Origin of the sequence: Corallococcus sp. AB045 (assembly GCF_003668895.1) — a bacterium.
GTDB lineage: Bacteria > Myxococcota > Myxococcia > Myxococcales > Myxococcaceae > Corallococcus > Corallococcus coralloides.
Window position 1 is genome coordinate 1 of the sequence record NZ_RAWN01000139.1, and the last position, 26,673, is coordinate 26,673.

The following is a 26,673-nucleotide window of genomic DNA, read 5'->3' on the forward strand; positions in this document are numbered from 1 at the left end:
CCCCCACCGAACCCACCGCACCCACGTCAGGGGTGTCCGTCGTCGCCGCGGGCCTCGTCCCGCCCACGCCGCTCGCCCCGTCGTTCAACGGGCTGACCACCACCGCCACCGATGATGGCTCCGTCACCCTCACCTTCAAAGGCTACCGGGACCCCACGGACCACGGGTTCCAGTACGTCGTCAAGGCGCTCCTGGCCTCCTCGAACCTGGTGAACGCGCCCGCCGTCACGTTCGGCGGATTCCAGGCCAAGGGCTTCGTCCTCAACGTCTCCGACGAGGGGAAACCGGTCCCCCGGCAAACCCTGGCCCAGCTCCAGCTCATCGTCGAGGTGAGCCGGTACGAGCACGGGTGACACGAGCCATCCCAAGGAGAGCCAATCCATGTCCCTGACGCTCGATACGCCTCTCAAGCTCGACATGCCCTTCCTGGAGGACGGCATCCGCTCGACCCACTTCTTCAACGGGCGGCTGCTCTCCGGCGAGGACCTGAGCCAGGAGCAGCAGGCCCGCGACGGGGGCCTCCAGCAGCTCGGCCGCGCCCTGGGCGAGGGCATCGCCAGCGGCCTGCGGGTGACCGCCCCCATTGGCGGCAGCACGAGAACGGATCCGATCGTCACCGTGGAGCCGGGCGTGTCCATCAACCGCCTGGGCCAGGTGCTCGAGCTGCGCTGTCAGGTCCGGGTGAACCTGCGCGAAGGCGCCATCGAAGCCACCCCTCCCGCGCCGGTGGGCCCGGGCGGATTCAAGGCGTGCGAGCGGCCCGCGGCGGGCATCCATGTGGCCGGCACGGGGGTGTACCTGCTGGTCATCGCTCCCGCCGAGGGCCGCGAGGGCACCGCGGTCGTCAGCGGCCTGGGCAGCATCGACGCGCCCTGCAATGCCAGGCGGCGCGTGGAGGGCGTGCGCTTCCGGCTCCTCCGGCTGGATATCCGCGACGCCGACCTGGCGGACACCGCGCGCCTGCGCAACCGGGTGGCCCACCACTGCTTCGGCACCACGGACCCGAAGGTGCTCGGGGCGCTCGTCCACCCCTTCGGGGTGCCCCCGGAGAGTTACGGGCTGCTCGATGCGCACCGCCCCCTCCGGCTCACCGCCTGTGACGTCCCCCTGGCGGTCATCCACTGGGAGGATGGGTTCGGCTTCCGCTTCGTGGATCTGAACTCGGTGCGCCGCCGCCCCACGCGCGTGCTGGACACCGGGCGCTGGTGTGCGCTGGTAGGCGATCGCCGGGCCAGCGAAGCCGAGGCCCAGTTCCTCCAGTTCCAGGAGCAGATCGAGCAGCTCGTCCAGGACACACCCGAGACGGCGAGGGCCCTGGACCACTTCGAGTATCTCCCGCCGGCCGGGGTGCTGCCGCTCCGGCACAAGGCCACGCGAGGCTTCGACTCGGCGCGCTTCTTCCAGGAGCTCACCGTTCGCGGCCCCATGTTCATCGAGGGCGCGCGCCTGGAACCGCTCCTGCGGCAGGCCCGGTCCTTTCCCTCCATCGTGCTCGAGCGGCCCGAGCACGAGCTCATCTGGCTCTACCTCGTCCGGGAGAACGTGCCGCCGTCGCCCGCTCCCGGACAAGAACCTCAGCCCTACCTGGTCTTCGCCAGCGGGCACCTCGCGTACCAGGGTGATGCCCGGTTCGACGTCGCACGGTGGGACTTCTCCCACCACGCACTGGACGTGCCCGCCCCAGGAGCGCGCACGGGGGGCTGATGGCCCTCCTTCCCGAAACGGACCTCGCCAGCAGCCTACAGGAGAGACAGACCCATGCCGTCACCCATTCAGAAGGTGAACCCAGGCGACCTCGTCACGTCCGAGTTCATGAATCACCTGCTCGACCGGATCGACAACCTGGAGGAGCGCGTCGCGCGAATCGAAGCCGAGGGCGCAGCCTCCGGTGCAGTCGTCATCCTGGACATCCTCCCCGAGGGAATCGTGAGGGTGGGAGACGAGATGCGGCTCATCGGCCGCAACTTCGGCCTGCTCGCGCTGAACGTCGTCACGGTGGCGGGCAAGCGCATCGAGCAGTTCACGTCCGGCAGCGACTCCCTGATTGTCTTCAATGCACCGACCGTCCCGGGTATCAAAGAAGAGGGGCAGCCGGTGCAGCTGACGCTGAGCAATCCACGGGGGCTTGTCACACAGACAATCATCCTGGCGGATCGGCCACCCACGGTGCTCGTGGCAGACATCCTCCTCTCGCTCGCCACTCCGCCAGATCGGGATCTCATGCCGGACGGCACGACATATTCATTCGTCTTCGACCTCACGGCCTTCACCAACATGGATGAGACCTTCATCCTCAAACCGACCCTGGACCTGGGCTGGCCAGTGGCGGTGGTGGGTCCGGCCGGGGCAGCGCCAACGGCCGAGTTCCCCATCCCCGAGGGCAAATTTCCCGAGGGAACGAAGCGGAGCGTCACCGTCCAGGTCACCATTCCCACAACCGTGGGTCTGGGAACACAGGCTCACCTGGTGCTGACTGCCTCGTCCAAGCGCAGCCCGCAGATCAGTTTTTTGAAGAGTGAGCTCCTCTCCGTTGGCGAGGCTGGACCGGTCCCGTCTGCGTTCCCAGTAACCCTCGGAACGGTCCGCCCGCCCGCAGAGCGGAAGGATGAGTTCGTGCAGCTGCCCGCCGACGCCTCCGCCACCGTCCAGTTCAAAGCCGATCTGCCCAATGGCGAATATCTCATCACGCTGTCCATCCCCGACAACCCCGGCAGCCTCTGGACCATCGCAAGCGCGATGACGCCCCCGGACACGATCACGGTGCAGCAGCAGCCGGGGCTCGTCACCCTCTCCACGCGGCTCACGAGCAAGACCGGTGCCCAGCCTACGGACTTGAAGGTGCGGGTGCAGTCCAAGACCGAGCCCAACGTGTTTGGCGAGTTGACCCAACGGATCAGGCTCAAGTCGCCCTGAGCCCCCCCTTTCACGAAGGAGATGCGCGCATGAAGCCTCTATGGATGAGAAGCCAGATGCTCCCCCGCCTGCGTCGGTCAGGCCTCGCCCTCCAGGTAGTCCTGCTGCTGTGTCTGGTGGCGGCACCTGTCGAGGTGCTCGCCCAGAAGCTCTGCTTCCGCGACATTACCGGGCTGCCGGGCACGCCCGCCGCCCCCACCACCGACGGCACGGTGGATGGGGATCCTGGCTGGAACAACGCGTTCCGCTATCGCTTCGGGAACGGAACGGACATGCCCCACGCCGCCGTCCAGGGGCTGCGCAGCGACACCCATCTCTACCTCTCCTTTGAGGTGAACAACGACCCGTCCTTTGACACGAGTGATGTCATTGTCTTGGCGTTCAGCACCGGGCGTGCGGACGGCTTCCACCGAGTCCTCCTCTATCCTCTGCCCCCTGCTGTAGGAAACGTCAAAAACAGCATCGTCGGGGGAATCGACTACTTCACGGGAACCAGGAGCGGGGGCACGGTCACCTGGGGCCAAAAGATACACAACCCCTCATTCATCACCGCAAGACTCGCCACATCCGGTGCGGCTACATCGCTCAAAAGCTGGAGCGTCGAGATGCAGCTTGAATTCCCCAATGAGAGCTGCTGTGAATTTGAATCGGCGAACAACAGCTGCTGTGGATCCTTTGATCTGCCCCTGCAAGGAGATTTCGGTTTCTTCGTCGCCATCCTCCAGGTCGACTCGAAGGGCACGCCGGTCGAGGACGACGACGATGCAGTCCCCTTCCCCTGGCCTCCCAGGCCTCCCGGCAAGCCAGATTTGGACCCGTGGGATGTTGAGACGACAACCCCGCCTCCGAATGAGTGGGGACTGGCCAACCTTGGCGGTAGCGGCTGCGGTGGCCTGTCCTTCAAGTCGACGGACATCAAGTCCAACAACAAGACAGACAGTCTGATCAACCTCACACCCGGCTCGGAGAATATCTTCTCCGTCGACGTAAAAAACGACTCAGCAAGCCCAGCCGAGCAGGTCAGCCCCACCTTCAAGATCGCCAACTTCGGCATCGTGGACCCGAATTTCGGCCCCTGGGCTGCTCTTCCGGCCCCGCTGCCGCCCCCGAAGAACATTCCCGGCAACACGCCGAGTACCACGTTCAAAACCGGCCCGTGGATTCTCAGCACCACCGAGAGGGCCCAGTACCAGACGCACCCCCACCAGTGCATCTATGTGGAGCTGGATGCCAACCCGGGGCCAGGGAAGGTCGTGAACTTCGTCAACCGGAGCGCCTATCGGAACATGGATTTCGGCGAGGAGGCCTCGGTCTTCGAGCGCACGGCCACCATCGACACCCGGGGCTTCAGCCAGCGCATTGACGAAAAACCCCTCCCTGGATGCAAGCCTGTCTACCGGATGGAGCTCGTCACCTCGCCTACTGTCCGGGAGCAGATTGTCAGCACCCCTGATGGCGTCCAGCACCAGGAGGAGATGAGCCTGCTGTATCACGGGTACCTCCAGACGAAGCGCATCATCCGCATCAAGGAGAAGGACTACCGGGTGAAGCTCCCGGTGGCCTCCTACGGATACAACGTCGTGCATTCGCGGCCGGCGACCGAGGAAGAGAAGCGGTCGGCTCAGAGCGGCGAGAAGCCGATGGTGGCCCAGAAGGAGTTCGTGGGCTCCGCGCGCGAGCCTTTCAAGCCCGAAGAGCTCATCCCGGGCCAGCACTGGAACGTCGCGACCACTCTCCAGGATTCCTCCCGCCCTCCCACGCCACCGAACTGTCCCGGCTTGAAGGTGACCATCCCCCCCGCCGGCCGCCCCGGAGAGGGCCCGAAGAGCCAGGTGATCACGATGGAGATCCCCCAGGACGAGGCCGTGCTGCTCGGCACCCGGGCCGAGTATCAAGACAAGCCGACACAACCCCCGCTCAGCGGCTGCGGGTGCAAGCGTGCAGGACAGACAGCCGGATCCACGGCCATGCTCGGGCTGCTCGCGCTCGGCTTCCTGTCCAACCGGAGGAGGCGCGGCAAGAATGAATGAGAGGGGGGAGGTAGGCAGGGACGTCATCGGCCGTCTGACGCTGCGAAGCAGCTCCGACGAACCGCTCTCCGCTCGCTTGAAGCTGGAGCGCCTGCTGAACACTGTCCACCTCTCCCCGGCGGGACTCCCGCCCTCGGCCATTGTCTGCATCCGCCACCTGCGCGATCCAAAGCCCGGTGCGCTGTCGCTGCGGCGGCACGCCCTGGGCCCTCCGTCCGACTGGGAAAGGGCCCTCCAGCAGGCGCTGCGCGAGCGCCTCTCCCAGGCCGTGCGTTCAGCCCTCGGCGCCGTACCCGCCAACGCAGAGGCCGTGCTCTTCGCCGACCCCTCGGAGCTCCTGGCCTGTCTGGCAAGCGACGTCAGCCAAGGCACCGCCGCTACGCACTGGTGGTGGCGAGGCCTGTTCCCCGGCGCGGACCTGGCACGAACCGTGGTGGCCGAGTGGATGCGTCAACCTGAGTACGTGCCAGCCGCGCTGGAGCTCGGCGCCCGGCGGGGCGAGTCCCAGCCAGTGCTTGAGCTGTTCACCGAGGACGAGGCCTGTACCCTTCTCACCCGGGTGGTCCAGGTCCATGGGCTGCCAGGGCCGCTCATCGCGCAGGCTGTCTTCAAGGCTCCCGTAGCCGGCGGGGAAATGACGTCATCCTCCAACCCCAGCCCTGCGCAGGAGCGCGCAGTCGCGGGGACTGCCGCGGCCTTCGCGCCATGGGAACCGTGGGCGCCCGAGGTGCGCATGCTGGGGCTTGGGCGGCAAAGGCAGACACTGCTCGGAGTGGCGCTGCTGCTTCGACGCGCGCCAACGGAGGTGCGGCGCCCATCCTTCGTCGCCAAGGTCATGGACTGGCGTGATGCCTCTCCTCGGACCGGGGTCCACCCCCTGCCACGGCCGCCTACGCGCTCCGTACCGTCCACCTCCGAGCACCCGGCGGCTCAGGCGCCCATCTCAGACAGGCGTCCGACAGCCCGGCGCGACAGGGACGCCCACGCGGAGACGGGCCTCCTCGACATCAGCTCTGGCCAAACACAGGAACTGCCTGCCGTCCCACCTGCGCCCCACGCCACCCGTCCGCCAGCACCCGGGCCCGCCACGGTCCCTGGCCTCGCTCCCGCGACGTCACTCCCACAGGAGCCGCGGGCCTCCACGACCTCCAGGCGCTCCGCGCCAGCGCCTGCCCAGCTCCCATCCTCCACCTTCCCGCATCCTCCGGGCCGTGGATGGGGGCTGCCCATCTCCACGAAACTGGGCGGTGTCTTCTATCTGGTCAATCTGAGCCTCTTCCTGGAGCTCTACGGGGACTTCACGCAGCCGACGCGCCCAGGCCTTCCCCTCCCCGTCTGGGATTGCGTCGCGCTGCTCGGCCGCCGGCTGATCACGGACCCCATGCCCACGGACCCCGTGTGGCGGGTGCTGGCCCGGCTCTCCTCCCGCGAGCCGGGCGAGGCTTTCGGCCACGCATTCGAGCCACCGGACACGTGGCGCATCCCAGCAGGCTGGCTGAGCGCCTTCCGTCCCCAGGAAGCCACTGAGTGGACGTGGGACCTCGAAGGTGGGCGGCTGCATGTGCGCCATCCCGAGGGCTTCTTCGTGCTGGACGTGCCGTGCGAAGGCGAGGATGCCGAAGCCCAGGTGCAACGTGAGACGGCCCCCTATTCCCAGGTGGCCGCGTTCACGCTGGCCCGCACCGGGTTCCCCATCCCGGTCGCACCGGAGGCGCAGCACCTGGAGCAGTGGCTGGGTTGGCTCGAGCCCTACGTCCGCGCCCGGCTGGCGCGTGCGCTGGGCCTGGCCCCGGATGACGCGGAGGAGCTGGAGCGCACGCTGCTCCTCCACGAAGCCCGGCTCCATGTGACGGAGAGCCACGTGGACGTGGTGTTCGCGCTCTCACAGCTCCCGCTGGCCGTGCGCATCGCCGGGCTGGATCGGAACATCGGGTGGATTCCAGCCGCCGGGCGCCACCTCTTCTTCCACTTCGAGTGAGCGGAGGCGCCATGACCGACCCATCGATCCCCGCGCTCCCTTCCGACGCCCTGGAGCACTTCAAGCTGTACTTCTTCGCCGCCGCCACGCGGCTGCTGTCCCAGGCCGCGCGTGTGCTGGGCGGCGAGGATGCGCTGCTCGCGCGCTTCCCCTTCCTGGTCCACTACCGCGCCGAGCTCACGGCGCTGGGCATCAGCAAGCTGGAGCTGGAGGAAGGTCGCGATCCCTGGCCCGAGGCCATCGCCGCGTGGGAATCGGACCTCTCCGGTCACCTGCCCCTGCGAGCGCTGCGCGAGGCGGCGGAGCTGGACCACGAGGCGCTGACGCTGCTGCTGACGGTGGGCACGGTGGAGGAGGACGCGCGCTTCGGGGCTTTCTTCTCCGCCCTGCAAGGCACTCCGGGCCTGCACCGCCCCACCCTGGGTCTGCTCAACGCAGGGTGGCGCGGCGAGGAGGACCATGGCCAGGTGCGCGCCCGGCTGAGCCGCCTGGGCGGGCTGGGCCTGGTGGAGGTGGCCAACCGGGAGGCGCCTCGCTCCGAGTGGGCGCTCCATGTGCCCGGCCCCATCTGGGACGCGCTGCGCGGCGAGGTGCCGGAGACGCTCACCCCCTGGATGCGGCACCACGGCCTCCCGGTGCTCGAGCGCGATGAGCCGCTCCTCATCCCGGACGCGCTCCGGGAGGTGCTCGGGCGCCTGCCCGCGCTGCTGGCATCGGGCGAGGTCCGGGCGCTGCTGGTGCGCGGCCCGCGACACAACGGCCGACGCACCCTGCTGCGCTCGGTGGCGCGCGCGCTGGGCCGTGGCGTGCTGGAGGTGGAGGGCCCGCGGAAAGTGGATGACGAGCGCTGGCGCATGGTGGGCGCGCTGGCCACGCTGCTGCACGCCCTGCCGGTGGCGCTGCTGGAGCCAGCCCCGGGAGAGACGGCCGAGGTCCCCCTGTTGGCGGGCCTGAGCGGGCCGCTGGCCGTGGTGCTGGGCCAACTGGGGGGCGTCTCCGGCCAGGGCGTGGACCGCGCGCTCACGCTGTCGGTGGACATGCCCGCCCCCGAGGAGCGCGCGCTGCACTGGGAGCGAGGCCTCACCGGACGGCCGTGCTCCAGCCTTGGGGAGCTCAGCACCCGCTTTCGCCTCACGCGCGGCAACATCCGGCGCGCGGCACGGCTGGCACAGGCCCACGCGGCGCTCTCCGGGCGCGAGTCGGTAGGCCCCGAGGACGTGCGTGAGGCGGGCCGCGCCCTGAACCGGGAGGCGCTGGACACGCTCGCCGTGCGCCTGACCGCGATGGGGGACTGGGGCCAGCTCGCCGTGGGCGGCGAGACGCTGCGCGATCTGCGCCTCCTGGAGACGCGCTGCCGCAACCGCGAGCGGCTGGCGGGGGCCGTGAGCGACACGCTCGCGCGCCAGCTCACCCCGGGCGTGCGCGCCCTCTTCCAGGGGCCGAGCGGCACGGGCAAGACGCTGGCCGCGCGTCTCATCGCCTCGGCGCTCCAGCTCGACGTGTACCGGGTGGAGCTGTCCTCGGTGGTGAACAAGTACATCGGCGAGACGGAGAAGAACCTGGCCCGCATCTTCGCGCTCGCCGAGGAGCTGGACGTGGTGCTGCTCTTCGACGAGGGCGATGCGCTCTTCGCCCGGCGCACGGGGGTGGGCTCGTCCACGGACCGCTACGCCAACCTGGAGACGAACTACCTGCTCCAGCGCATCGAGTCCTTCGAGGGCATCCTCCTCGTCACCACCAACGCGGCGGACGCCATCGACCCGGCCTTCCAGCGGCGCATGGACGTGGTGGTGGACTTCCGCGCACCGGCCCCCTCCGAGCGCTGGGCCATCTGGCAGCTGCACCTGCCAGCCGCGCACGCGGTGGACGCGGGCCTGCTGCACGAGGTGGCCGCGCACTGCGACCTGAGCGGCGGACAGATCCGCAACGCGGTGCTGCACGCATCGCTGCTCGCGCTGGAGGACGGCGGCACGTTCAGCTCGGCGCACCTGGAAGCCGGGGTCGTGCGCGAGTACCGCAAGGCCGGTGACGTATGCCCGCTGCGCCGCCCTGGCGCGACCTCCCTCCGAGGGTGAATCCCAATGCCTTCCACCCGTGCTCCCGCCCGAGGTCCCGCGGCCGCCCCCGAGCGCGCAGCGGCCCCCCTGCGCCCGAGCAGGGGTACCACCTCCGTGGATGCCCCCGGCGGCGCGGCCGTCAGGGTGAGCAGCGAGGCCAGGACGGAGCCTCGTCTCCGCAAGGTCATCGAGTCCCTCCAGAAGCGGGCGGCACGCGCCAGCACACTCACGGGACCGGCCAGCGTGCCTGGAGCGCCAACGGGAGGAGCGCCCCTTGCGCCCAGCGTCCGAGACACGCTCGAGAGCACCCTTCAGACGGACCTGCAATCCGTCCGGGTGCACACGGGTGCCCGCGCACAGGACGCGGCGGCGAGCTTGTCCGCACGGGCCTTCACCTTCGGGAATCATGTCTTCCTCGGCCCTGGTGAGCGGGCCACGGATGCCGGCCTGCTGGCGCACGAGGCCGCCCACGTCGTGCAACAGCAGGGCGCCCCCGTGGTGCAGCGCTCGGCGCCAGGGCAAGGAGGGGCCCACGAGCAGGAAGCGCAACGGGTCTCCGAGGCCGTGGGGCGTGGCGAGCCGTTCAACGTGCGGGAGCGGACCAGCGGCTTCCGGGCGCAGCGATTGGGTATCGGCAATCCGCTCAACTACTTCGCTGAGAAGGCGAACAACATTCCCGGCTTCCGGATGTTCACCGTCGCCCTGGGAATGAACCCCATCAACATGACGCCGGTGGACCGGAGCGCCGCCAACGTCATGAGAGCGGCGGTGGAGCTCATCCCCGGCGGCGCGCTCATCACCGAGGCCCTCAACAACCATGGGGTCTTCGACCGCGCTGGCAGCTGGGTCGAGCAACAGATCCGGTCGCTGGGGCTGAATGGGAACGAGATCCATGCGGCGCTGACCCGGTTCGTCGACTCACTGAAACTGGCCGACCTCCTCGACCTGGGCGGGGTGTGGGCGCGTGCCCAGCGCATCTTCACCGAACCCATTCAGCGCCTCACCGGTTTCCTCGGCGGGCTCGTGAGCGGCATTGGCCAGCTCATCAAGGATGCCATCTTGCGGCCGCTGGCACGGCTGGCGGAGGGCACCCGAGGCTACGACCTGCTCAAGGCGGTGCTGCGCCAGGATCCGATCACGGGAGAGCCCGTCCAGGCCGATGCCGAGGCCCTGATCGGCGGCTTCATGAAGCTGATTGGTCAGGAGGAGACCTGGGAGAACCTCAAGCGTGGCAACGCGGTGGGCCGCGCGTGGGCGTGGTTCCAGGGGGCGCTCGGCGAGCTGCTGGGCTTCGTCCGGCAGGTTCCCGGGCAGTTCCTCTCTGCGCTGCGCTCGCTGGAGCTTGCCGACATCGTGCTCCTGCCGCGCGCCTTCGCGAAGGTGGCGAGCGCCTTCGGTGGGTTCATCGGGAGGTTCCTGAGCTGGGCGGGGAACGCCGTCTGGAACCTGCTGGAGATCATCTTCTCCGTCGTGGCGCCGAAGGTGATGCCGTACCTGCGCCGCGCGGCGGCGACGTTCCGGACGATCCTGCGCGACCCGATTGGCTTCATCGGCAACCTGGTGAAGGCGGGGCTCCAGGGCTTGCGGCAGTTCGCGGGGCGGTTCCTCACGCACCTGCGTGCGTCACTGATTGGCTGGCTCACCGGGGCGATGAGCGGGGCGGGCATCTACATCCCGCAGGGCTTCACGCTGGTGGAGGTGCTCAAGTTCGTCCTGAGCGTGCTGAGAGTGACGTGGCAGAGCCTCCGTCAGAAGCTGATGCGCGCCGTGGGCGAGCCAGCGGTGCGGGCGATGGAGACGACGTTCGACCTCGTCCGGACGCTCGTCACCCAGGGGCCAGCGGCCGCATGGGAGCAGATCCAGCAGAGCGTGTCGAACCTGCGCGACATGGTCATGGAGCAGGTCATGACCTTCGTGCGGGACCGGGTGGTGCAGGCGGCCATCACGCGCCTGGTGACGAGCCTCAACCCGGCGGGCGCGTTCATCCAGGCCATCATCGCCACCTACAACACGGTGATGTTCTTCGTGGAGCGGATGAGCCAGATTGCCCAGGTCGCCGCGTCCGTCATCGACTCGCTCGCCGCGATTGCCAGTGGCGCGATTGGTGCCGCGGCGAACCGTGTCGAGCAGACGATGGCCGGGCTGCTCACCCTGGTCATCAGCTTCCTGGCGCGCATCGCAGGGCTCGGGCGGGTGAGCGACGCGGTGACGAACGTGATCAACGCCGTGCGCCAGCCCATCGACCGCGGGCTGGACCGGGTGGTGGATTGGATTGTCGCGCAGGCTCGGAGGATTGGGCGACTGGTCGCGAGTGGGGCGCAGCGCGCCGTCGAATGGTGGCGCGCGCGCAAGGCGTTCACCAACCGCGACGGCGAATCCCACGTGCTGCTCTTTCAGGAATCCGGCGATTCGGCCCAGATTCTGATTTCGAGCGACGAGAAAACAGTGGATCGATACCTCGCGGACCATCCAGACAAGACATCGGCTGAATACCTGTCTGCACTATCGGTCTTCAGGGATTCAAATCAAATCATCTTCTCATTTACCGCACGCAACGCACCGGAGGCCGCACGGCGCAGAGTTCTCATCGAATCGCAGCTTGCGCGGATCAGCCTCGCGTTCGCGCGGTTGGCAGGCGCGCCACCAGAGTCGGCGGACTATCCCAAGTCGACGGTGCCGCGGTACTCCGGGCCGCCAGCGACCCACAACAGCGTGGAGTACCTTGTTGGTGAGTCCACCGCCGGCAGCCGACCTCCACAAGGAGAGGATTCAGGAACGCCGGGCTGGCGTCGCGTGCTACGAGCCGGCCTGACCAAGCAACCAGACACTTGGGTACAGATGCATGTGATCTCTGCGAAGATGGGCGGACTGGGCCAGCCGAACAACCTGATATCGGCGCCCGGCAGCATCAATCTGGGATATTTCAGGAGCTTCGAGCACGCCACAATCAAACTTGCGAAGGCTTCGATGAAGGGCATCAAAAATATCGTATGGGTCGACATCACGGTTTCCTGGCGCGACAACGAATTCGCGAGCAACATCGCGGGCCGCGCAGGCCTGTACGCGTGGAAGGGCAAGACATCTACCCCCTGGTGGCACAAGATGGAGTCCCCATCGCTGGCGGCGAGCGCGCCGCTGCCAAGGCCAGACTTCCACGAGCAAAACAAGATCAGCCTCAACTTCAGCTCTGGCTCCGCTCTGAGGACCATCATCAGCGACTGGGTACTCGTGGAACTGATCAAACAGAATCGCCCATATCGCTCGATTGACGAATTCCGTTCGAAACTCGGGGCCTGCTGTGTTCGTCGCGGCATCGCGCAACACGATTCGAAGATCGCCGCGATCCTCAGCAACCCGAATGTCATCATACACGACATCCCTGAGTGACCCATGTGGAAAGAACTGCTGAACGCACGAATCGAGGTGCTGCGCAAGCAGCAAAGCCTAAACCTACGAGCTTGCTTGGTGAATGAGGGCATCGAAGAGGAACTCCTGCAGCGCGTCCTGCGTGAGGCGGGCGTGGAGTTACCAGCGGAACTCATGGAGTTCTATCGCGAGATGAACGGGGTGGAACTCGACTGGTCGATCTGGCCCAGTGGAGAAGAAATTCCTGGCGCCATCCTGCTTCTGCCTCTGCAGAAGACCTTGTTTGGTTATCCCGAGCGGATTGAACGCACGAGATACTCCGACGCGTTTGAGGACTCTCTCTGGACTAGGGACTCGTTCTCCAACGAATCGATCGACGAACTGAAGCAGCACCGCGTACTTGAGGCGATCCCTGGCGAGCCTGCTTTCGTCACATTCAAGCCGTCGCTGCATTCAGGCCTCCACCTCTTCTTCGTATACGAAGAGGACATCTCGTCGATCCAAGTGCCGCTCGGAGAATACCTACGGCTGATCTTCGAGCACCTCGGCGCTGCGCGGATCCGAGAGCACCTGACGCGGGAAGATTGGAAGCAGGTGATTGAGTCCGACAGCAAGCTGACGACCATCCGGAGAATGCGCTGACACCAGACATAAATCAGGGCAGCAGCAGACGATCACGACAATGACACACATCTACTCACCTACCTATACCATCCACACTCGGCTCTGCATTCACACCTCCACCGGGATGCCCCTCCTCGGGGCACGTCACTCGCACCTCGAATTGCGTGATTGCCTGCAACGAGCCGGTGGTGAATGTCAGGTCCGCACTGTTGCCCTCGAGAGCCTTTCCCACCGGCTACCACGCCAGAGTGAGCTGATACCGGTCCCCCACGGCGCTGGCGAGCACCACGGTGGTGGTCGGCACCGGGCAACGCGAGGGGGACCTGTATCGGCGCTTCCCTCGCTTCGAAAGCATCTCCAGGAGGGTGATGCAGCAGGTCCTGGCGGAACAGCAGGAACGGTTCGCCTCCTATCTCACCAAGACCCCGGAGCAGCGCTGCCTCAAGCTCGCAAGGACGCGGCCGGACCTCCTCCAGCGGATTCCGCAGGACCAGCTGGCCAGCTACATTGGCGTGAAGCCCGAGTCGCCGAGCCGAATCCGCAAGCGTCTCGCCACGCGCGGCAAGCAGGCTACGCCGCGACGGTAGGCGTGACCGTCCGGCCCCCCCTGGTGATGAGCCAGCCACCGAGGAACAGCTCGAACAGGCCCCCGGGCCCGGAGAAGAAGATGCCCCACGGCAGCCCGAAGAGCTCGAGCACGGCCCCCAGCGCCAGGAATCCGTAGCCCACCGCGCCCACCAGCGGGAGCAACGCGGGAAGAAGCCGCGAGCGGTACAGCGACATGCAGAACGCCACGCTGCCGGCCCCCAGGATGATCATCGCGATCTGGTACGCCCAGAAGTTCCCCTTCGACAGAAGGTTGAGCAGGGGCATCCACTCCGGCGTCGTCTGCCCTTGCGCGGAGTCTCCGAGCTGGAGGATGCACAGCAGGAACACCACTCCGACGATGAGGGTCAGCGCCTCCATCACCCGCGTGCAGACATACGCGACGGCGATGCCCGGGCTCCGCTCGCGGAGGATGGGAAAAAACAGCACGCCAATTCCGACGACGAGGAGGGAGTTCAACAGGAGCAGCAGCGCTCCCCCGACGAACAGCGTCCTCTGTTCGGCCAGTTGCTCCGGATCCTTCAGGGCGGAGGTGACGAGCGCGGTGCCGATTCCGTAGGCGAAGAACGGAAGGAGAAAGAGGACTCCCAGGGAACGGGAGTGATGGCGGGAGATGTTCATCGCGAGGGCTCCAGAACGTTCAGCGACGTTGTGGCCTCCAGACTGGCGGGGGGCGCCCTCGACCGCATTGATGAGGATCAATAAATGGGCAAGGTTCCGCTTCAGGCGCAGGAGGTGCCTTGTGAGGAGGTACGCGGTCCGCTCCGCGTACCCCGAGCGTGCAGCAGAGAGCTGGCGCCTCACTTCACCGCGATGGCGGCAAGGCGCCCATTGATCCCGGCGATGAACAGAATCCCATCCCTGTCCACGGCCAAGCGCCGCCAGTGGGGTCTTTCCACACGCGCATCCCCACGCGGAGGTCCAGCGCGTACGTGTTCGAGAAGGTGCTGACGAGGATCAGACTGTACATCAGAACGGTCTCCCCTTCCGGCGTACCCTCTGGCGGCACCCAGGTCCAGAGCAGCGAGCCATCCGCCTCGGCATGCGCCTCCACCTGGGGGCCGTTGAGCACATACAGCACGCCGTCCGAGACCGTGACGTTGCCCGTGAAGGCAGCCTTCCGCGTCCACCCCATCCACCGGTTCAGCATGCCACCGATGTACGCGAAGACCTGATTGTCGGCGCCTGCGGGGTCCACGTGTCATCGAAGGTGGCTCCGACGAACCACAGCTGCTCTCCGCTGGTCGCATTGAAGCCATACATTGCCTAGCCTGCCATGAACACGATCTCTCGGCTGGTCACGGGGGCGTTATAGCGACCCCACTGGTTGCCATACCCGCGCTGGAACCGGATGTCGCCGTTGGCGGCATTGACGGCGTAATTGAACACGTTCAGCTGCTTGCCACCATGGTAGTGGGCGACGAAGATCAAGCCGCCGCCTTCGGCGACGGGGCCTGGTCTCGAGGCCCGCAGCCACCCATGCGCCAGGCCTTGGAGCGAAGGTTCGAGGAAGCGCAATCCCTGACGCCGAACACACCGTACTGGCAGCCAGCGCCGTTCCAATGTGCTCCCCTCAAAGGTTCTCACGATGACGTGACATCCTTCTTCTCTTCCACCCTGTCGGACACCGTGTCCGCATCCTTGTTGGTGTCCACCGAGGCGGATCATGCCCATCATGTGACGATGGATACGGAAGTCGTGGTGGCGCTGATTGCGGCGGCGGCCGGCCTGTTCACGTCTGGATGGACCCTGCATCGCCAGGACGCGTCCAACCGGAAACTTGCCCTGCTGCAGAACAAGTTCACCCAGGAAGCAGCGACGCAACAGCGACAGTTCGCCGCGAAAGAGCACCTGGAGAAATACAGGGAACCGCTTCTAGCGACCGCCGGAGACCTATTCCACAGAATCCGGAACATCCGGGAGCATGGCTTCCTGGTGTACCTCCGCTCAAACAACGAGCAACGGAGCCGCATCGCCCTGCTTGGCACGCTCTATCGGTTCGGCAAGTACTGGGCCGTCGTAGACGAGCTATACCGCACGGTCAACATCCTCCGCTTCCAAACCGAGGAAGAGACCAGGAGCGTGGATCTGCTCCTTTCTGAGATTGGCTCCACATTCGCGAGCGACCAGATCGATAGAGACAGATTGATGGTGTGGCGCGAGGAGCAACGCGCGATCGCCGAAATGATGCGGCCAGATGAACGGGCGGATGCTCTCGCGGTCATCGGGTTTTCTTCTTTCGTCGACAAATACCCGACCCGTCTCGAGTCCTGGTTGTCGGCTCTCGAACGAGACCTTCGGACAGAGGGGATCGAGGGGAGTAAGCGGCTGGAGAAGTTACAGAACCTTCTGGGTCAGCTCGTGGAACAACTCGAAGCGGGAAGGGCCTACGCAGCCTGATTCTCCCGTCGTGGTTCGGAACAGGCTTCCAAGAAGGAGGCGAAGGCGGAACCGAAGGCGCTGGCAGACAAGAACGCGCTGACCTGCAAGGAGGCGCTCACGGGGTTCATGGCGAGTCCCCCGAATCGAAGCGTTCCTCTGCCTCTTCATCCGTGTCGCCCCAGGCCACCGGAACGGGAGGGGACACGGCCAGTGTCTCTCGCACCAACGCGAGCTGTGCGGACTTCTCCCTGGCCAGGAGCGGCCCGGGCGAGGCGGCCGTGAGCGCCGGCTGCTGGCTGAGCGGCTGCAGCTCACGCTCGTAGTCACACGGACCAATCCGCATCAGGGTGCAGAGGACGCAGGCGCCCTTGGGGCGCCGCAGGTGCCCGGTCTGTGGATTCATGGCGAGCCGTCCCGCCCTGGCTTCCTCCAGGAGCTGCTCGATGACCCTCGCTCGGGACTTCTCGAAGTCGGCGGAGTCTCCGGTGATGTGCGGCGCGAAGATGACTCGCGCCCCCAGCTCGCTGCCATCCGGCGCGGCGCCGTACCTCAGACGGATCTCCCGGGACATCAGCGACTCCAGCGGCTCCCCTGGCTGGGGAGCCCCCTTCACGAAGCGATCCTTCAACTCGGAGATGAGCGCGTTCGCGGTGCTCTGGCTGAAGCACAGCAGCACGGAGGGAAGGCTCTGGAAGAGCTGCCGGAGGAAATACCTCCGCTCGCGGAAGCACTCGCAAACAATGCCATCCCGCTGCGCGACCGTCATCGGCGGCAGCTTCGGATCCTCCGGGGAGGCTCTCGTGGTCCACTTCGCCGAGGGACACGCCACCATGTTCCCGTAGGAGAGATCCTCCCCGACCCGGAGCTTGTGTCCGCTCCAGCCCATCTCCTCCGCCACGGTGTCCAGCAGCCCCTGATACGTCTCATACATCTTCTGGGGCTGGAGCTTGAGGGGCACCAGGCGATCACCCGCCTCGTCTTCAGGCACTTGAAGCTCGAAGTCGGAGTACGGGGTGTCCTGCTCACCGCCGCCGAAGCGCTCGTAGTCGGCGCGTGGCACCTCCAGCTTGTCCACCGCGCGGTAGCGGAAGTAGTGCGCGTATTGCTGGTAGTCGTCGAACAGCGGGTAGAGCGACTGGCGCTTCGCGCTCCACCACGCGGGGAGATTGGGATTGATTCCCACCGCCATGATGGGGGCCTTGCGGCAGCCACTCAACGCCTCGGGGACCAGGGGTGCGCGCCCTACGTACTTCGCCGGGTGGACGATGCCCGGCGCCGGAGGCGGGCGATCCTCCACGTAGTCATAGCTGTGATAACTCCCCCACTGACGGAAGTAGGCGCAGGGATGGGGCTGCCGGAGGGGTTCCTGCGCCGAGCGCATGGCGTTGCAGGGCATGAGCTCGTAGATGAGCTCGACCTCGGTAGGCAGGTTGCTCGTGGACATGTGTCCCCCCTTCGGCCACGACTCGAAGGTATGCCTCGCACGACGAGAAGAAGAGCGCCTGACGGAACCGGCCCGGCAGGACGGCTCCCGTCCGCCAGGACTCCTCCTTCGCCTGTCTGACGGCCCCTACCGGGGTGCGCCCTGGGCGACCCAGTTGCAGCTTGAGGTACAGGTGGCTGCGCTCCGGGTGGCCGGGCTCCACGAGCAGGCGCGAGGAGTCGCCTTGCGAGGGCCGCTTCACGGTGGCCTGCCACAGCTCGTGGGCGTCACGGAACGTCAGGCCGCCCGCGCCGGTGTCATGACACCCCACCGTGCAGCCCGTGGGGCGCTCCGCGGCGAAGTGCGCCGCATGGACCTCCTCCACCCAAGCCAGCTTCAACACCCTGGAGCAGGGAGCAACGCCCCCCGGACACCTGGAGGCAGAGGGTGTCGCGATGCGGCATGCCCCGGGTCCGCTCGGTGACTCAATCGCAGCCAAGGTGCCGCCATGAAGTTCTGGCCTTTCCGTGTTGACGCCATGCCAACAAGGACCTATCGTTTCAATGAGCGAGGCGCCCGACGATGAACCTCCGCGCGCCCTTCCGCCTCGCCGTCAGAACGCACGCCGCGAAGCAGGAGGAGCTCATGCTCGTTGAGAGAAGGCCGTTCGTTGGAAGCGGGGCCGCCGTGCCATTCATTCGCATGCTGTCTGTCCTGGCGACGTTGGCGGTGCCTGGAGTCAGCGCCGCGGGTGATTTGCTGGGGAGCAGCCGAGGCGGCTCGGCGCAGTGGGATTTCTGCTATGGCAGGCCGGACAGTGCGCTCTTGCCGGTGGATCCTCGGACCCTGGTGCAGCCCGGTGTCAGTGACGGGCGGGCGGTGCACTTCAATGCCTACTGGAAGAACTGTCATGTCGACCCGGTGGCCGTGAAGGAGCAGGGAGCGGCGAAGACCTGCGGCGAACTGCGTGCGCGCTTCGCTCATGGCGAGGGGCTGCTGACCAACGGCCATCCCGGCGTGGGCGTGCTGTTCACCGGCACCGACTACACGCGGCCCGAGGCTGCGTTCGGCATCGCCACCTTCTCCGCGGCGCAGTACAACGAGCTGTGGCGCGTCTGGGGCTTTCCCTTTCGTCCCGACAACTTCGACACCCTGGTCGCCCAGCGCTACGGGTCGGGGCTGAACACCGAGCGCAATCCCTACCCATTGCCCGGGCAGTTTCCGAACCTCTCCAACGGCGGGAGCGGGCAGTTGCCGCAGATGCTCACGCAGCTTCGCAACCCGGATGGGAGCTGGAGCGGCCGCATCGGTGTCACCTGTCACGCCTGCCACAGCGGCATGGTGGGCAAGCCCGGGGATGGCCCGGGCCTCGGGGTGCAGGTGGGCGGCGGCAGCAGCCTGGCGGACCTGGACCTGTTCCTCAGCGACCTGTTGCCCCTGGGCTACCCGGCGTCGCTGGCCACGTTCCTGAACCTCAACCGGACCCGTGGCACCAACAACGCCAGCGACATCAACCTCGCCTTCCTGTTCCCGGACGAGAAACTGCTGACGCCCTCCGAGGTGATTGGCCTCATCAACTCCGGCTCGACCGCCGGAATGGATACGCCCGCCTGGTGGAACATGGGACACCGGCCGGTGAAGTTCGTTGACGGCGTCTTCCCCATGGATGCGCCGCGCGTGGACATGGTGTTCTACACGCCGTTCATCGGCCTGTTCGGAAGCGCTGGCGGGCCGTTGAGTGAAGCGGGACAGGACTGGATGCGGGCCAACGGCCCGTCGCTCAACACCTGGGTGGATTCCCTCAAGTCACCGCCCTATCCCCTGCCCATCAACCAGACGCTGGCCGAACAGGGGGCGGTGCTGTTCCACACGCTCGACATGTGGGCCCCGGGGCGCAACAACACCGTGCCGCGGCCGCAGGGCAACGGCTCGTGCGCGAGCTGCCATGGGGCCTACTCGCCCCGCTACGTCAACAACCCGGCCTTCCTGGCCACACCGGCGCTGGAGGGCATGGCGAGCTACATCGCCCCGCTGAGAATCATTGGCACCGACCCGGTCCGGGTGAATACCAACAACGCGGCGGTCCAGTCCGCGGGCGCCAAGAACTTCTTCGGTTATCCCTCGACGGCTGGCACCGCCAACGACTGCGGTCCGCAGAACCAGCCGCACATCCGTGGCAATCGGGAACTCGGCTACCTTGCGCCGCCGCTGTACGGGGTCTGGGCCACCGCGCCGTACCTCCATAACGGCTCGGTTCCCAATGTCTGGGAGGTGCTCAAGCCCGCCGACCGCAAGCCCATCTGGCGCCGGGTCTCCACGCCGCCGCGGTGGGATCAGCCGCTGACCGTCATGGGCTTCGACACGGACCTGCAACGCGCCTACGACTCCACCAGGCTCGGTTGGAAGTACGACACCATCCCCTGCAAGTGGCGCACGCCCCTGAATCCAGCGGTGTCGCCGTACATCAACTGCCAGCCGGGCGACGAGTTCACCACCCCCCTGGCGCAGGAGATGATGAGCGTGCTCTTCAGCAACCTGGCTCTTTCCTGGAACATCCTCTTCCCGCCCACCCGCACGCGGCAGCAGCTGGAGGACCGGAAGATCTACAACACCAACGCCTTCGGCCAGGACAATGGCGGCCACGAGTTCAACTCCGTGCTCACCGACCCGGAGCGTCTGGCCATCATCGAGTACCTCAAGACGCTCTGACGCTGGAGCTGGGGTCCTCGCGGAGTGATTTCGCCCCTCCACTCCGGTGCCATGGGCCCGCGGCTACGGGCCGCGGCCCATCACGGCATCGCAAGGGCCGCGGGGACGGTGCATCCTGCGGGGCATGGACCCGGAGAATCCCGTCGTGAAACTGTGCAGCCAGGGCATGCAGGCGGAAGCCGCACGCCGTCCGGAGGAGGCACAAGCGTGTTTCCAGCGGGCGTGGGACATCGCCACCGACGACTACGAGGCCTGCATCGCGGCCCACTACCTCGCGCGGCATCAGCTCACGCCGGAGGCCACCCGGCACTGGAACCAGGTGTCGTTAGAGCGGGCCCAGGCCGTGGATGATGACCGCGTGCGCCCCTTCTTCGCGTCGCTCCACCTCAACCTCGGCAGGTGCGCCGAGGACCGGGGCGATTTCGCCACGGCTCGCGCGCACTACCAACAGGCCGTCGACGCGCTCCCCCACGTTCCCGAGGGCCCCTACCGGAACGTCGTGGAGCAGGGCCTGGGCGCGGCAGTCGCCCGCGTGGGGCCCCGGGAGTAGGTCATCAACACCTTCGAGTGAGGGACCGGCCAGGGGGAGGGCGTGCGCGGAGGGTCCCGTCCGCCACCGCTCCTTCCAGACTCCGAGGCGCCCCTTCATGTCAGTACAGTGGGGGCTCCCTGACTGTCAGGAGGTTCCCTGGTGAAAACGCTTCCCCTGCTTCCCCTGCTCCTCGCCTGTGTGGCGGCGCCCGTCGGCCCCGTGCTCGCGGCGGCGCCCCCTCCCACGGTCCTCGCGGGCCTGGACGCGCTGTACCCCGAACTGGACGCGCTCTACCGCGACCTGCACCAGACGCCCGAGCTGTCACTCCAGGAGGAGAAGACGGCGGCGAAGCTGGCCGAGCGCCTGCGCAAGCTCGGCTTCGAGGTGACACCGAAGGTGGGCGGGCACGGCGTGGTGGCCCTGTTGCGCAACGGCAAGGGGCCCACGGTGATGCTGCGCACGGACCTGGACGGGCTGCCGGTGGAGGAGAAGACGGGGCTGCCCTACGCCAGCAAGACGAAGGCGAAGGATGGAGCCGGGACGGAAGTCGCGGTGATGCACGCGTGCGGGCACGACGTGCACATGACGTCATGGATTGGCACGGCCACGCTGCTGGCGCGGACGAAGGACCGGTGGCGTGGCACGCTGATGCTGGTGGGGCAGCCGGCCGAGGAGATGGGAGCGGGGGCCCGGCAGATGCTGGCGGACGGCCTGTTCAAGCGCTTCCCCAAGCCGGACGTCGCCGTGGCCATGCACACCGTGGCCAACGCCGCGGCGGGGACGGTGCAGTTCACCCCCGGCTATGCGCTGGCGAGCGTGGACGCGGTGGACGTCACCCTCTACGGCAAGGGCGGGCACGGTGCGTACCCGCACACCACCGTGGACCCGGTGGTGATGGCGGCGCGAACCATCCTCTCGCTGCAGACGCTCGTCAGCCGGGAGAAGAGCCCGCTGGAGCCGGCGGTGCTCACCGTGGGCTCCATCCACGGTGGCACCAAGCACAACATCATCCCGGACGAGGTGCGCCTGCAGCTCACGCTGCGCACGTACAAGCCGGAGGTGCGCAAGGCATTGCTGGCCGGCATCGAGCGCATCACCAAAGCGGAGGCGATGGCCTCCGGAGCGCCCCGCCCGCCCACCGTCAACGTCACCGAAGGCACGCCCGCCACCTACAATGACCCCGAGCTCACGAAGCGGCTGGTGGACGCGGTGGGGAAGGTGCTGGGCGAGAAGAACCTCAGCGAGACGCCGTCCGTCATGGGCGGAGAAGACTTCTCCGAGTACGGCCGCGCGGGCGTGCCTTCGGTGATGCTGTGGCTGGGCATCACCGAGCCCAAACGCTTCGCCGAGGCCAAGGGCGCGGAGGAGGCGCTGCCCTCCCCACACTCGCCCTTCTACGCGCCGGACCGCGAGCGCGCGCTGCGCACCGGCGTCACCCTGCTGACCACCTCCGCGCTGGAGCTGCTGGGCAGGCCCTGAGGTCCCCCGTCTCCACCCAGGGTCAATCGACAATCACGAGCCGGCCACCCGGGACGGTGCTGAGCGCACGGGCCAGGTCCCCCATGCGCACGAGCTCCGCGAGGGTGCCGGTCACCGTGGCATGCCGCTCGCGCGCGACCCGGCCCACTTCTGACAGCAGCTCACCGACGAGCGAGATGCCCCGTGCATCGTCGAGCGTGGCGAACAATGCCCAGAGCACATCGGCGCTCGTCAGGCGACGCACCTCGCCGCCCTCGTGCCAGCTGTGCTCGAGCGGCCGCTCCAGGACACAGAGGGCGCCCTGCGCTGTCCCCCGGCGCTCGACCCACGAGGCAGGGGCAGGCTCGAACCGGAGCATGACTTCCTGATGGTACCGGGAGCCCACGGAGCCGGGACTCTCCAATCCGCGGACGACCACCTCGAACAGCACCTCCTCCGCGGCAGCGTCGATGGGATAGGCGACGTAGGCGTAACACCCCGCCGGAGCACCCTCGACGAGGGGGCAGTCCGCGCATCCGGAAACCCGGCGAGTGAACTCCGCGACCTCCCGCTCCAGGTCGGGGTAGGCCATCGAGACAGGTGGGTTGTCTCCGATCCGGACGTTGATCTTGAGCTTGGGTCTCCGCTCGGGAGGCACCGCGGCGTCGGCAGCGTCCTTGTAGGACTTCAGCTTGAGCTTCCGCAGGAAGCCCGCGTCACCGAGTTCGACCTGGAGAGCACAACCCCGAAAGCCGACAACGTCAGCACCCATGGCTCCGCGTCTACTGCGTCCATCCGGCAGGGGCAAGCGCGCCAGGACTCAGGACGGGCGAGGGTCAGCGAACGAACTCCACGCGCGCCTCCGCATGGACGCCGCGGAGGCTGCGACGGGCGTGCTCCCACGAAGACGCGATTCGCGCCCGAAACCCCTCTTCGTCCTCGGGCGAGAGTTCGACGCCGCGAGCGAGCTGGATGCGGAAGGTCACGCCATGCTCCTTCCGCGCGAGCGCCCCCTCCATCGCGGTGAGCTTCTGCGTCCGCTCGGGCTCGGCGAGGCGGCTCCATTTCGCCTGGGTCCGGTCCAAGAGCTCCGCCAGCTGGTACGTGAAGGGGGCGAGCGAATAGCCGCCGGGAGAGAGCGGTCCGCGCCCGGTCACCTTGAGCCCGAGGACCAGCAGCGGCCCCGGGTCCATCTCGATGAGGTCGTGAGACGGCTTGCCGATCTTGAGGCGCGGCTTCTCGCCCTCGGGACCGAACACAAGCTCATCGACGGCTTGCGCGCGCCCCGACAAGAGCGCGCCAATGGCTGCGTGTGACTCCGTGCGATGCCACAGGGCGCAGACGAGCGGCGCGGCGGAGTTGGTCGATTCAAACAGAAGGACTTCGGCGGACACACGTGCCACGCCTGTCGCCAGTCCCTGGGGACTGATCGCCGCCGAAGGTGGCGCGAGCAAGAAGAGCGTCTCCTCGAACGATTCGACCCAGTCCGATGCTGGCTTGCGCTCCGCCCGCTCCCTCCAAAGTGCGAGTTCGGCGCTATCGCGCGCGCAGGCGGCGGCGGCGCAGGCTTCGACCGAGATCTCCAGGTCCTGCCAGCCGCCGTTCCAGGCGCGGTGCGCGAGCGAGAGCGCTTCCTTGGGACTTGAGCCAACGGGCCGACCGGTGAGCAACGCACTCGCAGCGACGCATACATGACGGCGAAGATTGGCGAAGTCTTGCTCAGCCGGAGTAAACCCTTGCTGAAAAGCCTGCAGTTGCGGCTCGCCCATGTCGAGCGATTCCCCTGCGAGCAGTCTGGCGAGCAACCAATCGAACAGCAAGATTGGGCTGGTCAGGTGTGACAAGGCCTCTTCCGCGCGCCCCATCTTTCGTAGGCCTTCGAGGACGCGGTATCGAGCTTCAGCCATAGACCACCGTGTCCGAGTCCTTGCCTGCCTCGCGAATGACAGCCTCGATATTGGTTTCGACAGTTTTCAACGTCGCCTTGAAGTTGTCAATCGCATGCTTGATCAGCGTCTTCGCAGCCTCCAAATCGGTCGCGCTGAAGGAGGCCCCCTTGTCGAGCTCAATCACGATGCGTATCAGCCCGCCCTTGCCGGCGAGAACCCTTTTGACCCTCTCACTCACTTGCGGGTCCACCTTCTTTTTCTTCACGCCATCATCAAGCGCCTTCTCCATCTTCTTGATGTTCTTCCTCATCTGCGACGTGATCGCGCCAAGCTGATTCTGCATCTGCCGGCCGTCCTGGCGGAGGACGGCCTCGCCGCCAGCGACCTTCTGCGCCGTCGCGGGCTCACTGAGGACCTTGGCCCTCGCCGAGCCTTCGCCGGTCGTGTCGATGACCTCTTTCCCCGTGGGCATCTTGCGCGAGGACGAGTGACCGAGGAGCACGCGCGGCTTGCCGGACTTCTCCTCGAAGAGTTCGAGGACGTCTCCACTCTCCTCTGACTTCAGGGCCGCGGCGTCGAACCCCGGTCCCTTGACGGAAGGCTCGTCCTTCAGGTGGCCCGGCTTCGTCGGTACGAACGTCTGGTCGGAGGAGCTTTGGATCTCCTCGAGCTTGGCCTTCTCCTTCGCCTCCCCGCTCTCGGTTGGGGTCTTGGACGGCGTCGGAACAATCGCCGCGACGATCTGCTCGATCTGCGCCGCTTCGGACTTCATGTCCCCGACGACGGTCTTCGCCTGTTCCGCGCCCTGCAGTGCTGGCGCGTTGTCGGTCTGCTGGAGCGAAAGCTTCTCGTCCGGGTTGACCTTGAGTGTGACCAGCCACTTGTCGGCTCCGACGGAGATGGTGGCGGACACCTTGTGCTGCGCGGCCACGCGCTGGATGGTGGAGCGAGCATCGCCCCCCTTCTTGGGCTTGCGGAGCCGGGCGGCGATGGCCTTCCGCGCGCGCTTGAGGCGCTTTTTCGCCTCCTTTTTCTTGTCCTTGTCTTTGTCCTTCTTCTTGTCCTTGCCTTTGCCCTTCTTCTTCTTGCCGAAGAGCTTGTCCTTCAGCTTCTTGAGCTTCTGACCGGCCTTCTTGAAGAACTTCTTGAGCTTCTTGCCGGCCTTCTTCAGCCCCTTCTTGATCTTGGCCAGGATCTTCTTGCCAATCGCAGCCAGCTTGCCGGACACCTTCTTCGCCGGCTTCATGAGGCGCTTGAGCAGCCAGTTGGCGACGAAGTCGATCACCGCCACGGCGCCCGCCGCCACCGCGGTCGCGAACGGGGGACCGGCGTTTCCGCCCTTCACCGCCTTCAGGAAGGTGATGAAGGAGTCGATGGCCGCGATGATCCTGCTGACCGCGCCCCACGCCGCCTGGACGCCCTCGATGATGGCCATCACCGCGCCCGCGGCGGGCACGATCATCGCCACCAGCTTCTCGATCAGCAGCTGGATGAGGATGCCCGGGACGGCGGTCTTGAGCGCCTCCCAGGCCATCTTCCCGATGGCCTCCAGGTTGAAGCCGCCCGTGAAGAGCGCCTTCATCAGGTCGACCGGGATGCCCAGCACCTCCTCGACCTTGCTCTTGAACCACTCGCTGATGGCCGACTTCATGGCCTTCACGAGGTGGTTCTTGATGCCGTCGACGACCGCGGCGCCCAGGTTCGAAATCCACTGACCCGGGCCCGCCGCGATGTCCTTGATGAGCGCGAGGAACGTCCCGAGCGCCTTGGCGACGGCCTCCGCCGCCTTGATCGCCGAGTCCACCACGGCGGCGACCGCGTCCACGGCGGCGAGCAAGCCCTTCTCGAGGAGCCCCAGCGCCTTGTCGAGGAACTCGCCGAGCGCGTCGAGCAGCTTCGTGACGCCCTTCTTCAGCTTGTCCGCGATCTTGTTGACCGCGTCCTCGGCGTCCTGGACGGTCTGGCGGACGGCGCCCTGGAACTTCGCCTTGAGCTCCGGGAACGCGGCGAGCGCCACGTCGCTGATGGCGATCAGCGCGTCACCCGCGAGACGGATGGCCGCGACCACCGCCTGCCGCGCCTTTTCAATCAGCGCGACCGCGGCCTTCTTCGCCGCTTCGATGGCCGCCTTCACCGCCGCGCGGAGCGCCTTCATGACGCTCTTCACGGCCTCCTTGATCTTGTTGAAGAACGCCTTCGCCTTCGACGCGAGCCAACCGAAGAAGCCGCTCGACTCCTCCTTCGCCTTGGCCTTCTCGCGCTCGGCCTTGGCCTCTCCCTCCTCCTTGGCCTTCTGGGCCTTCTCCTCACCCTCGGAGAGGGTCTTTCCGGCGCTCTCGTCGGCCTGCGTCTTCTCGGTGTCGACCTTCTCGTCGGCCTCCTGCTGCTTCGTGTCGGCCTCGGTATTGCTCTTGTCGACGGCGGCCTGCTGCTCCTCGTTCCACTCGCCGCGCTTCTTCGCGACCTCGTTCTGGGCGGCGGCCTTCTCCGACTCCTGCTCCGCCGCGGCGTCCGACTCGGCCTGGGCCGCCGCTTGCTCGGTGCGCTGTGTCTCCGCCTCGGAGGCTTCCTGCTCCTTCGCCTCCTCCTGGACCATGTCGCCCTGGCCCTTTTCGACCGCGGCGTCGATCTCTCCCTGGCTCTTCTCCTGGGCGATGATCGACGCGGCCTCCGCGTCCGGGCCGCCCTCCCCACCCGCCGCCCCTC

The 26,673-nt window shown here is 67.0% G+C and carries 20 protein-coding genes; 13 read left to right on the forward strand and 7 right to left on the reverse strand.

The genetic code is table 11. The annotated features are described in order from the left end of the window. From D7Y21_RS41960 to D7Y21_RS28060, 9 genes are all read left to right on the forward strand, one after another. Positions 1 to 353, forward strand: a 353-nt coding sequence (locus D7Y21_RS41960; protein ID WP_158627368.1) for a hypothetical protein, incomplete at its 5' end; no start/stop codon positions are given. Between the two features lie 28 nt (positions 354 to 381). Further along, the gene (locus D7Y21_RS28025) at positions 382 to 1,704 is read left to right on the forward strand and encodes a hypothetical protein (RefSeq protein ID WP_121716796.1); all 1,323 of its coding nucleotides are present in this window, start codon (positions 382 to 384) and stop codon (positions 1,702 to 1,704) included. A 54-nt stretch (positions 1,705 to 1,758) separates the two neighbouring features. Continuing rightward, positions 1,759 to 2,913, forward strand: coding sequence for an IPT/TIG domain-containing protein (locus D7Y21_RS28030; protein WP_121716798.1), 1,155 nt, complete (start codon positions 1,759 to 1,761; stop codon positions 2,911 to 2,913). 29 nt (positions 2,914 to 2,942) lie between these two features. After that, on the forward strand, positions 2,943 to 4,943 hold the full coding sequence (locus D7Y21_RS28035) for a hypothetical protein (protein ID WP_147469394.1): 2,001 nt from the start codon (positions 2,943 to 2,945) through the stop codon (positions 4,941 to 4,943). A 1,381-nt stretch (positions 4,944 to 6,324) separates the two neighbouring features. Beyond that, entirely contained in the window at positions 6,325 to 6,921 is a 597-nt protein-coding gene (locus D7Y21_RS41560; protein WP_147469395.1) for a hypothetical protein, read from the forward strand. An 11-nt stretch (positions 6,922 to 6,932) separates the two neighbouring features. Continuing rightward, on the forward strand, positions 6,933 to 8,996 hold the full coding sequence (locus tag D7Y21_RS28045) for an ATP-binding protein (protein ID WP_121716804.1): 2,064 nt from the start codon (positions 6,933 to 6,935) through the stop codon (positions 8,994 to 8,996). Positions 8,997 to 9,002: 6 nt separating this feature from the next. Beyond that, the gene (locus D7Y21_RS28050; protein ID WP_121716806.1) at positions 9,003 to 12,365 is read left to right on the forward strand and encodes a DUF4157 domain-containing protein; all 3,363 of its coding nucleotides are present in this window, start codon (positions 9,003 to 9,005) and stop codon (positions 12,363 to 12,365) included. 3 nt (positions 12,366 to 12,368) lie between these two features. Further along, positions 12,369 to 12,986: an SMI1/KNR4 family protein gene (locus tag D7Y21_RS28055; protein ID WP_147469396.1), complete on the forward strand. Its 618-nt coding sequence runs from the start codon at positions 12,369 to 12,371 to the stop codon at positions 12,984 to 12,986. A gap of 350 nt (positions 12,987 to 13,336) precedes the next feature. Beyond that, on the forward strand, positions 13,337 to 13,555 hold the full coding sequence (locus D7Y21_RS28060; protein ID WP_233612307.1) for a hypothetical protein: 219 nt from the start codon (positions 13,337 to 13,339) through the stop codon (positions 13,553 to 13,555). Here D7Y21_RS28060 and D7Y21_RS28065 read toward each other — a convergent pair. The 3 genes from D7Y21_RS28065 to D7Y21_RS41965 form a co-directional block, all read right to left on the reverse strand. Then, the gene (locus tag D7Y21_RS28065) at positions 13,539 to 14,195 is read right to left on the reverse strand and encodes a DUF4386 domain-containing protein (RefSeq protein WP_121716810.1); all 657 of its coding nucleotides are present in this window, start codon (positions 14,193 to 14,195) and stop codon (positions 13,539 to 13,541) included. The genes D7Y21_RS28060 and D7Y21_RS28065 overlap by 17 nt on opposite strands. A gap of 184 nt (positions 14,196 to 14,379) precedes the next feature. Further along, on the reverse strand, positions 14,380 to 14,772 hold the full coding sequence (locus D7Y21_RS28070) for a hypothetical protein (protein ID WP_121716812.1): 393 nt from the start codon (positions 14,770 to 14,772) through the stop codon (positions 14,380 to 14,382). A gap of 68 nt (positions 14,773 to 14,840) precedes the next feature. After that, positions 14,841 to 15,005, reverse strand: a complete 165-nt coding sequence (locus tag D7Y21_RS41965) for a hypothetical protein (protein WP_158627370.1) — start codon at positions 15,003 to 15,005, stop codon at positions 14,841 to 14,843. Between the two features lie 48 nt (positions 15,006 to 15,053). Here D7Y21_RS41965 and D7Y21_RS28075 point away from each other — a divergent pair, with 48 nt between their 5' ends. Beyond that, positions 15,054 to 15,974, forward strand: coding sequence for a hypothetical protein (locus D7Y21_RS28075; RefSeq protein WP_147469397.1), 921 nt, complete (start codon positions 15,054 to 15,056; stop codon positions 15,972 to 15,974). Between the two features lie 106 nt (positions 15,975 to 16,080). Here D7Y21_RS28075 and D7Y21_RS28080 read toward each other — a convergent pair whose 3' ends face one another. Further along, positions 16,081 to 17,400 (reverse strand): hypothetical protein, encoded by a 1,320-nt coding sequence (locus tag D7Y21_RS28080; RefSeq protein ID WP_121716816.1) that lies wholly within the window; start codon positions 17,398 to 17,400, stop codon positions 16,081 to 16,083. Between the two features lie 666 nt (positions 17,401 to 18,066). Between D7Y21_RS28080 and D7Y21_RS28085 the strand changes: the two genes are divergently transcribed. The 3 genes from D7Y21_RS28085 (at position 18,067) to D7Y21_RS28095 (ending at position 22,099) form a co-directional block, all read left to right on the forward strand. Beyond that, a complete protein-coding gene (locus D7Y21_RS28085) occupies positions 18,067 to 20,088 on the forward strand; it encodes a hypothetical protein (protein WP_304988571.1) in 2,022 nt (673 codons plus the stop codon). Positions 20,089 to 20,233: 145 nt separating this feature from the next. Next, positions 20,234 to 20,638 carry a tetratricopeptide repeat protein gene (locus tag D7Y21_RS28090; RefSeq protein WP_233591652.1) on the forward strand — a complete coding sequence of 135 codons (405 nt, stop codon included), beginning with the start codon at positions 20,234 to 20,236 and terminating at the stop codon, positions 20,636 to 20,638. 141 nt (positions 20,639 to 20,779) lie between these two features. Continuing rightward, positions 20,780 to 22,099: an amidohydrolase gene (locus tag D7Y21_RS28095; protein WP_121716817.1), complete on the forward strand. Its 1,320-nt coding sequence runs from the start codon at positions 20,780 to 20,782 to the stop codon at positions 22,097 to 22,099. Between the two features lie 22 nt (positions 22,100 to 22,121). On the opposite strand, the gene D7Y21_RS28100 is transcribed toward D7Y21_RS28095, so the two are convergent. The 3 genes from D7Y21_RS28100 to D7Y21_RS41970 all read right to left on the reverse strand — a co-directional run. After that, positions 22,122 to 22,850: a hypothetical protein gene (locus tag D7Y21_RS28100; RefSeq protein WP_121716819.1), complete on the reverse strand. Its 729-nt coding sequence runs from the start codon at positions 22,848 to 22,850 to the stop codon at positions 22,122 to 22,124. A 64-nt stretch (positions 22,851 to 22,914) separates the two neighbouring features. Then, the gene (locus D7Y21_RS28105) at positions 22,915 to 23,922 is read right to left on the reverse strand and encodes a hypothetical protein (RefSeq protein WP_158627371.1); all 1,008 of its coding nucleotides are present in this window, start codon (positions 23,920 to 23,922) and stop codon (positions 22,915 to 22,917) included. A 55-nt stretch (positions 23,923 to 23,977) separates the two neighbouring features. Further along, the coding region (locus tag D7Y21_RS41970) for a hypothetical protein (protein WP_370039344.1) at positions 23,978 to 26,673 on the reverse strand (2,696 nt) is incomplete at its 5' end.

What these genes read in the sequence shown, in the direction of transcription:
- D7Y21_RS28025 (WP_121716796.1), top strand. Translation starts at nt 382, where the DNA reads ATGTCCCTGACGCTCGATACGCCTCTCAAGCTCGACATGCCCTTCCTG.
- D7Y21_RS28100 (WP_121716819.1), bottom strand. Translation starts at nt 22,850, where the DNA reads ATGGGTGCTGACGTTGTCGGCTTTCGGGGTTGTGCTCTCCAGGTCGAA.
- D7Y21_RS28075 (WP_147469397.1), top strand. Translation starts at nt 15,054, where the DNA reads ATGCGCCAGGCCTTGGAGCGAAGGTTCGAGGAAGCGCAATCCCTGACG.
- D7Y21_RS28065 (WP_121716810.1), bottom strand. Translation starts at nt 14,195, where the DNA reads ATGAACATCTCCCGCCATCACTCCCGTTCCCTGGGAGTCCTCTTTCTC.
- D7Y21_RS28045 (WP_121716804.1), top strand. Translation starts at nt 6,933, where the DNA reads ATGACCGACCCATCGATCCCCGCGCTCCCTTCCGACGCCCTGGAGCAC.
- D7Y21_RS28030 (WP_121716798.1), top strand. Translation starts at nt 1,759, where the DNA reads ATGCCGTCACCCATTCAGAAGGTGAACCCAGGCGACCTCGTCACGTCC.
- D7Y21_RS28050 (WP_121716806.1), top strand. Translation starts at nt 9,003, where the DNA reads ATGCCTTCCACCCGTGCTCCCGCCCGAGGTCCCGCGGCCGCCCCCGAG.
- D7Y21_RS28060 (WP_233612307.1), top strand. Translation starts at nt 13,337, where the DNA reads ATGCAGCAGGTCCTGGCGGAACAGCAGGAACGGTTCGCCTCCTATCTC.
- D7Y21_RS28055 (WP_147469396.1), top strand. Translation starts at nt 12,369, where the DNA reads ATGTGGAAAGAACTGCTGAACGCACGAATCGAGGTGCTGCGCAAGCAG.
- D7Y21_RS41560 (WP_147469395.1), top strand. Translation starts at nt 6,325, where the DNA reads ATGCCCACGGACCCCGTGTGGCGGGTGCTGGCCCGGCTCTCCTCCCGC.
- D7Y21_RS28080 (WP_121716816.1), bottom strand. Translation starts at nt 17,400, where the DNA reads ATGTCCACGAGCAACCTGCCTACCGAGGTCGAGCTCATCTACGAGCTC.
- D7Y21_RS28035 (WP_147469394.1), top strand. Translation starts at nt 2,943, where the DNA reads ATGAAGCCTCTATGGATGAGAAGCCAGATGCTCCCCCGCCTGCGTCGG.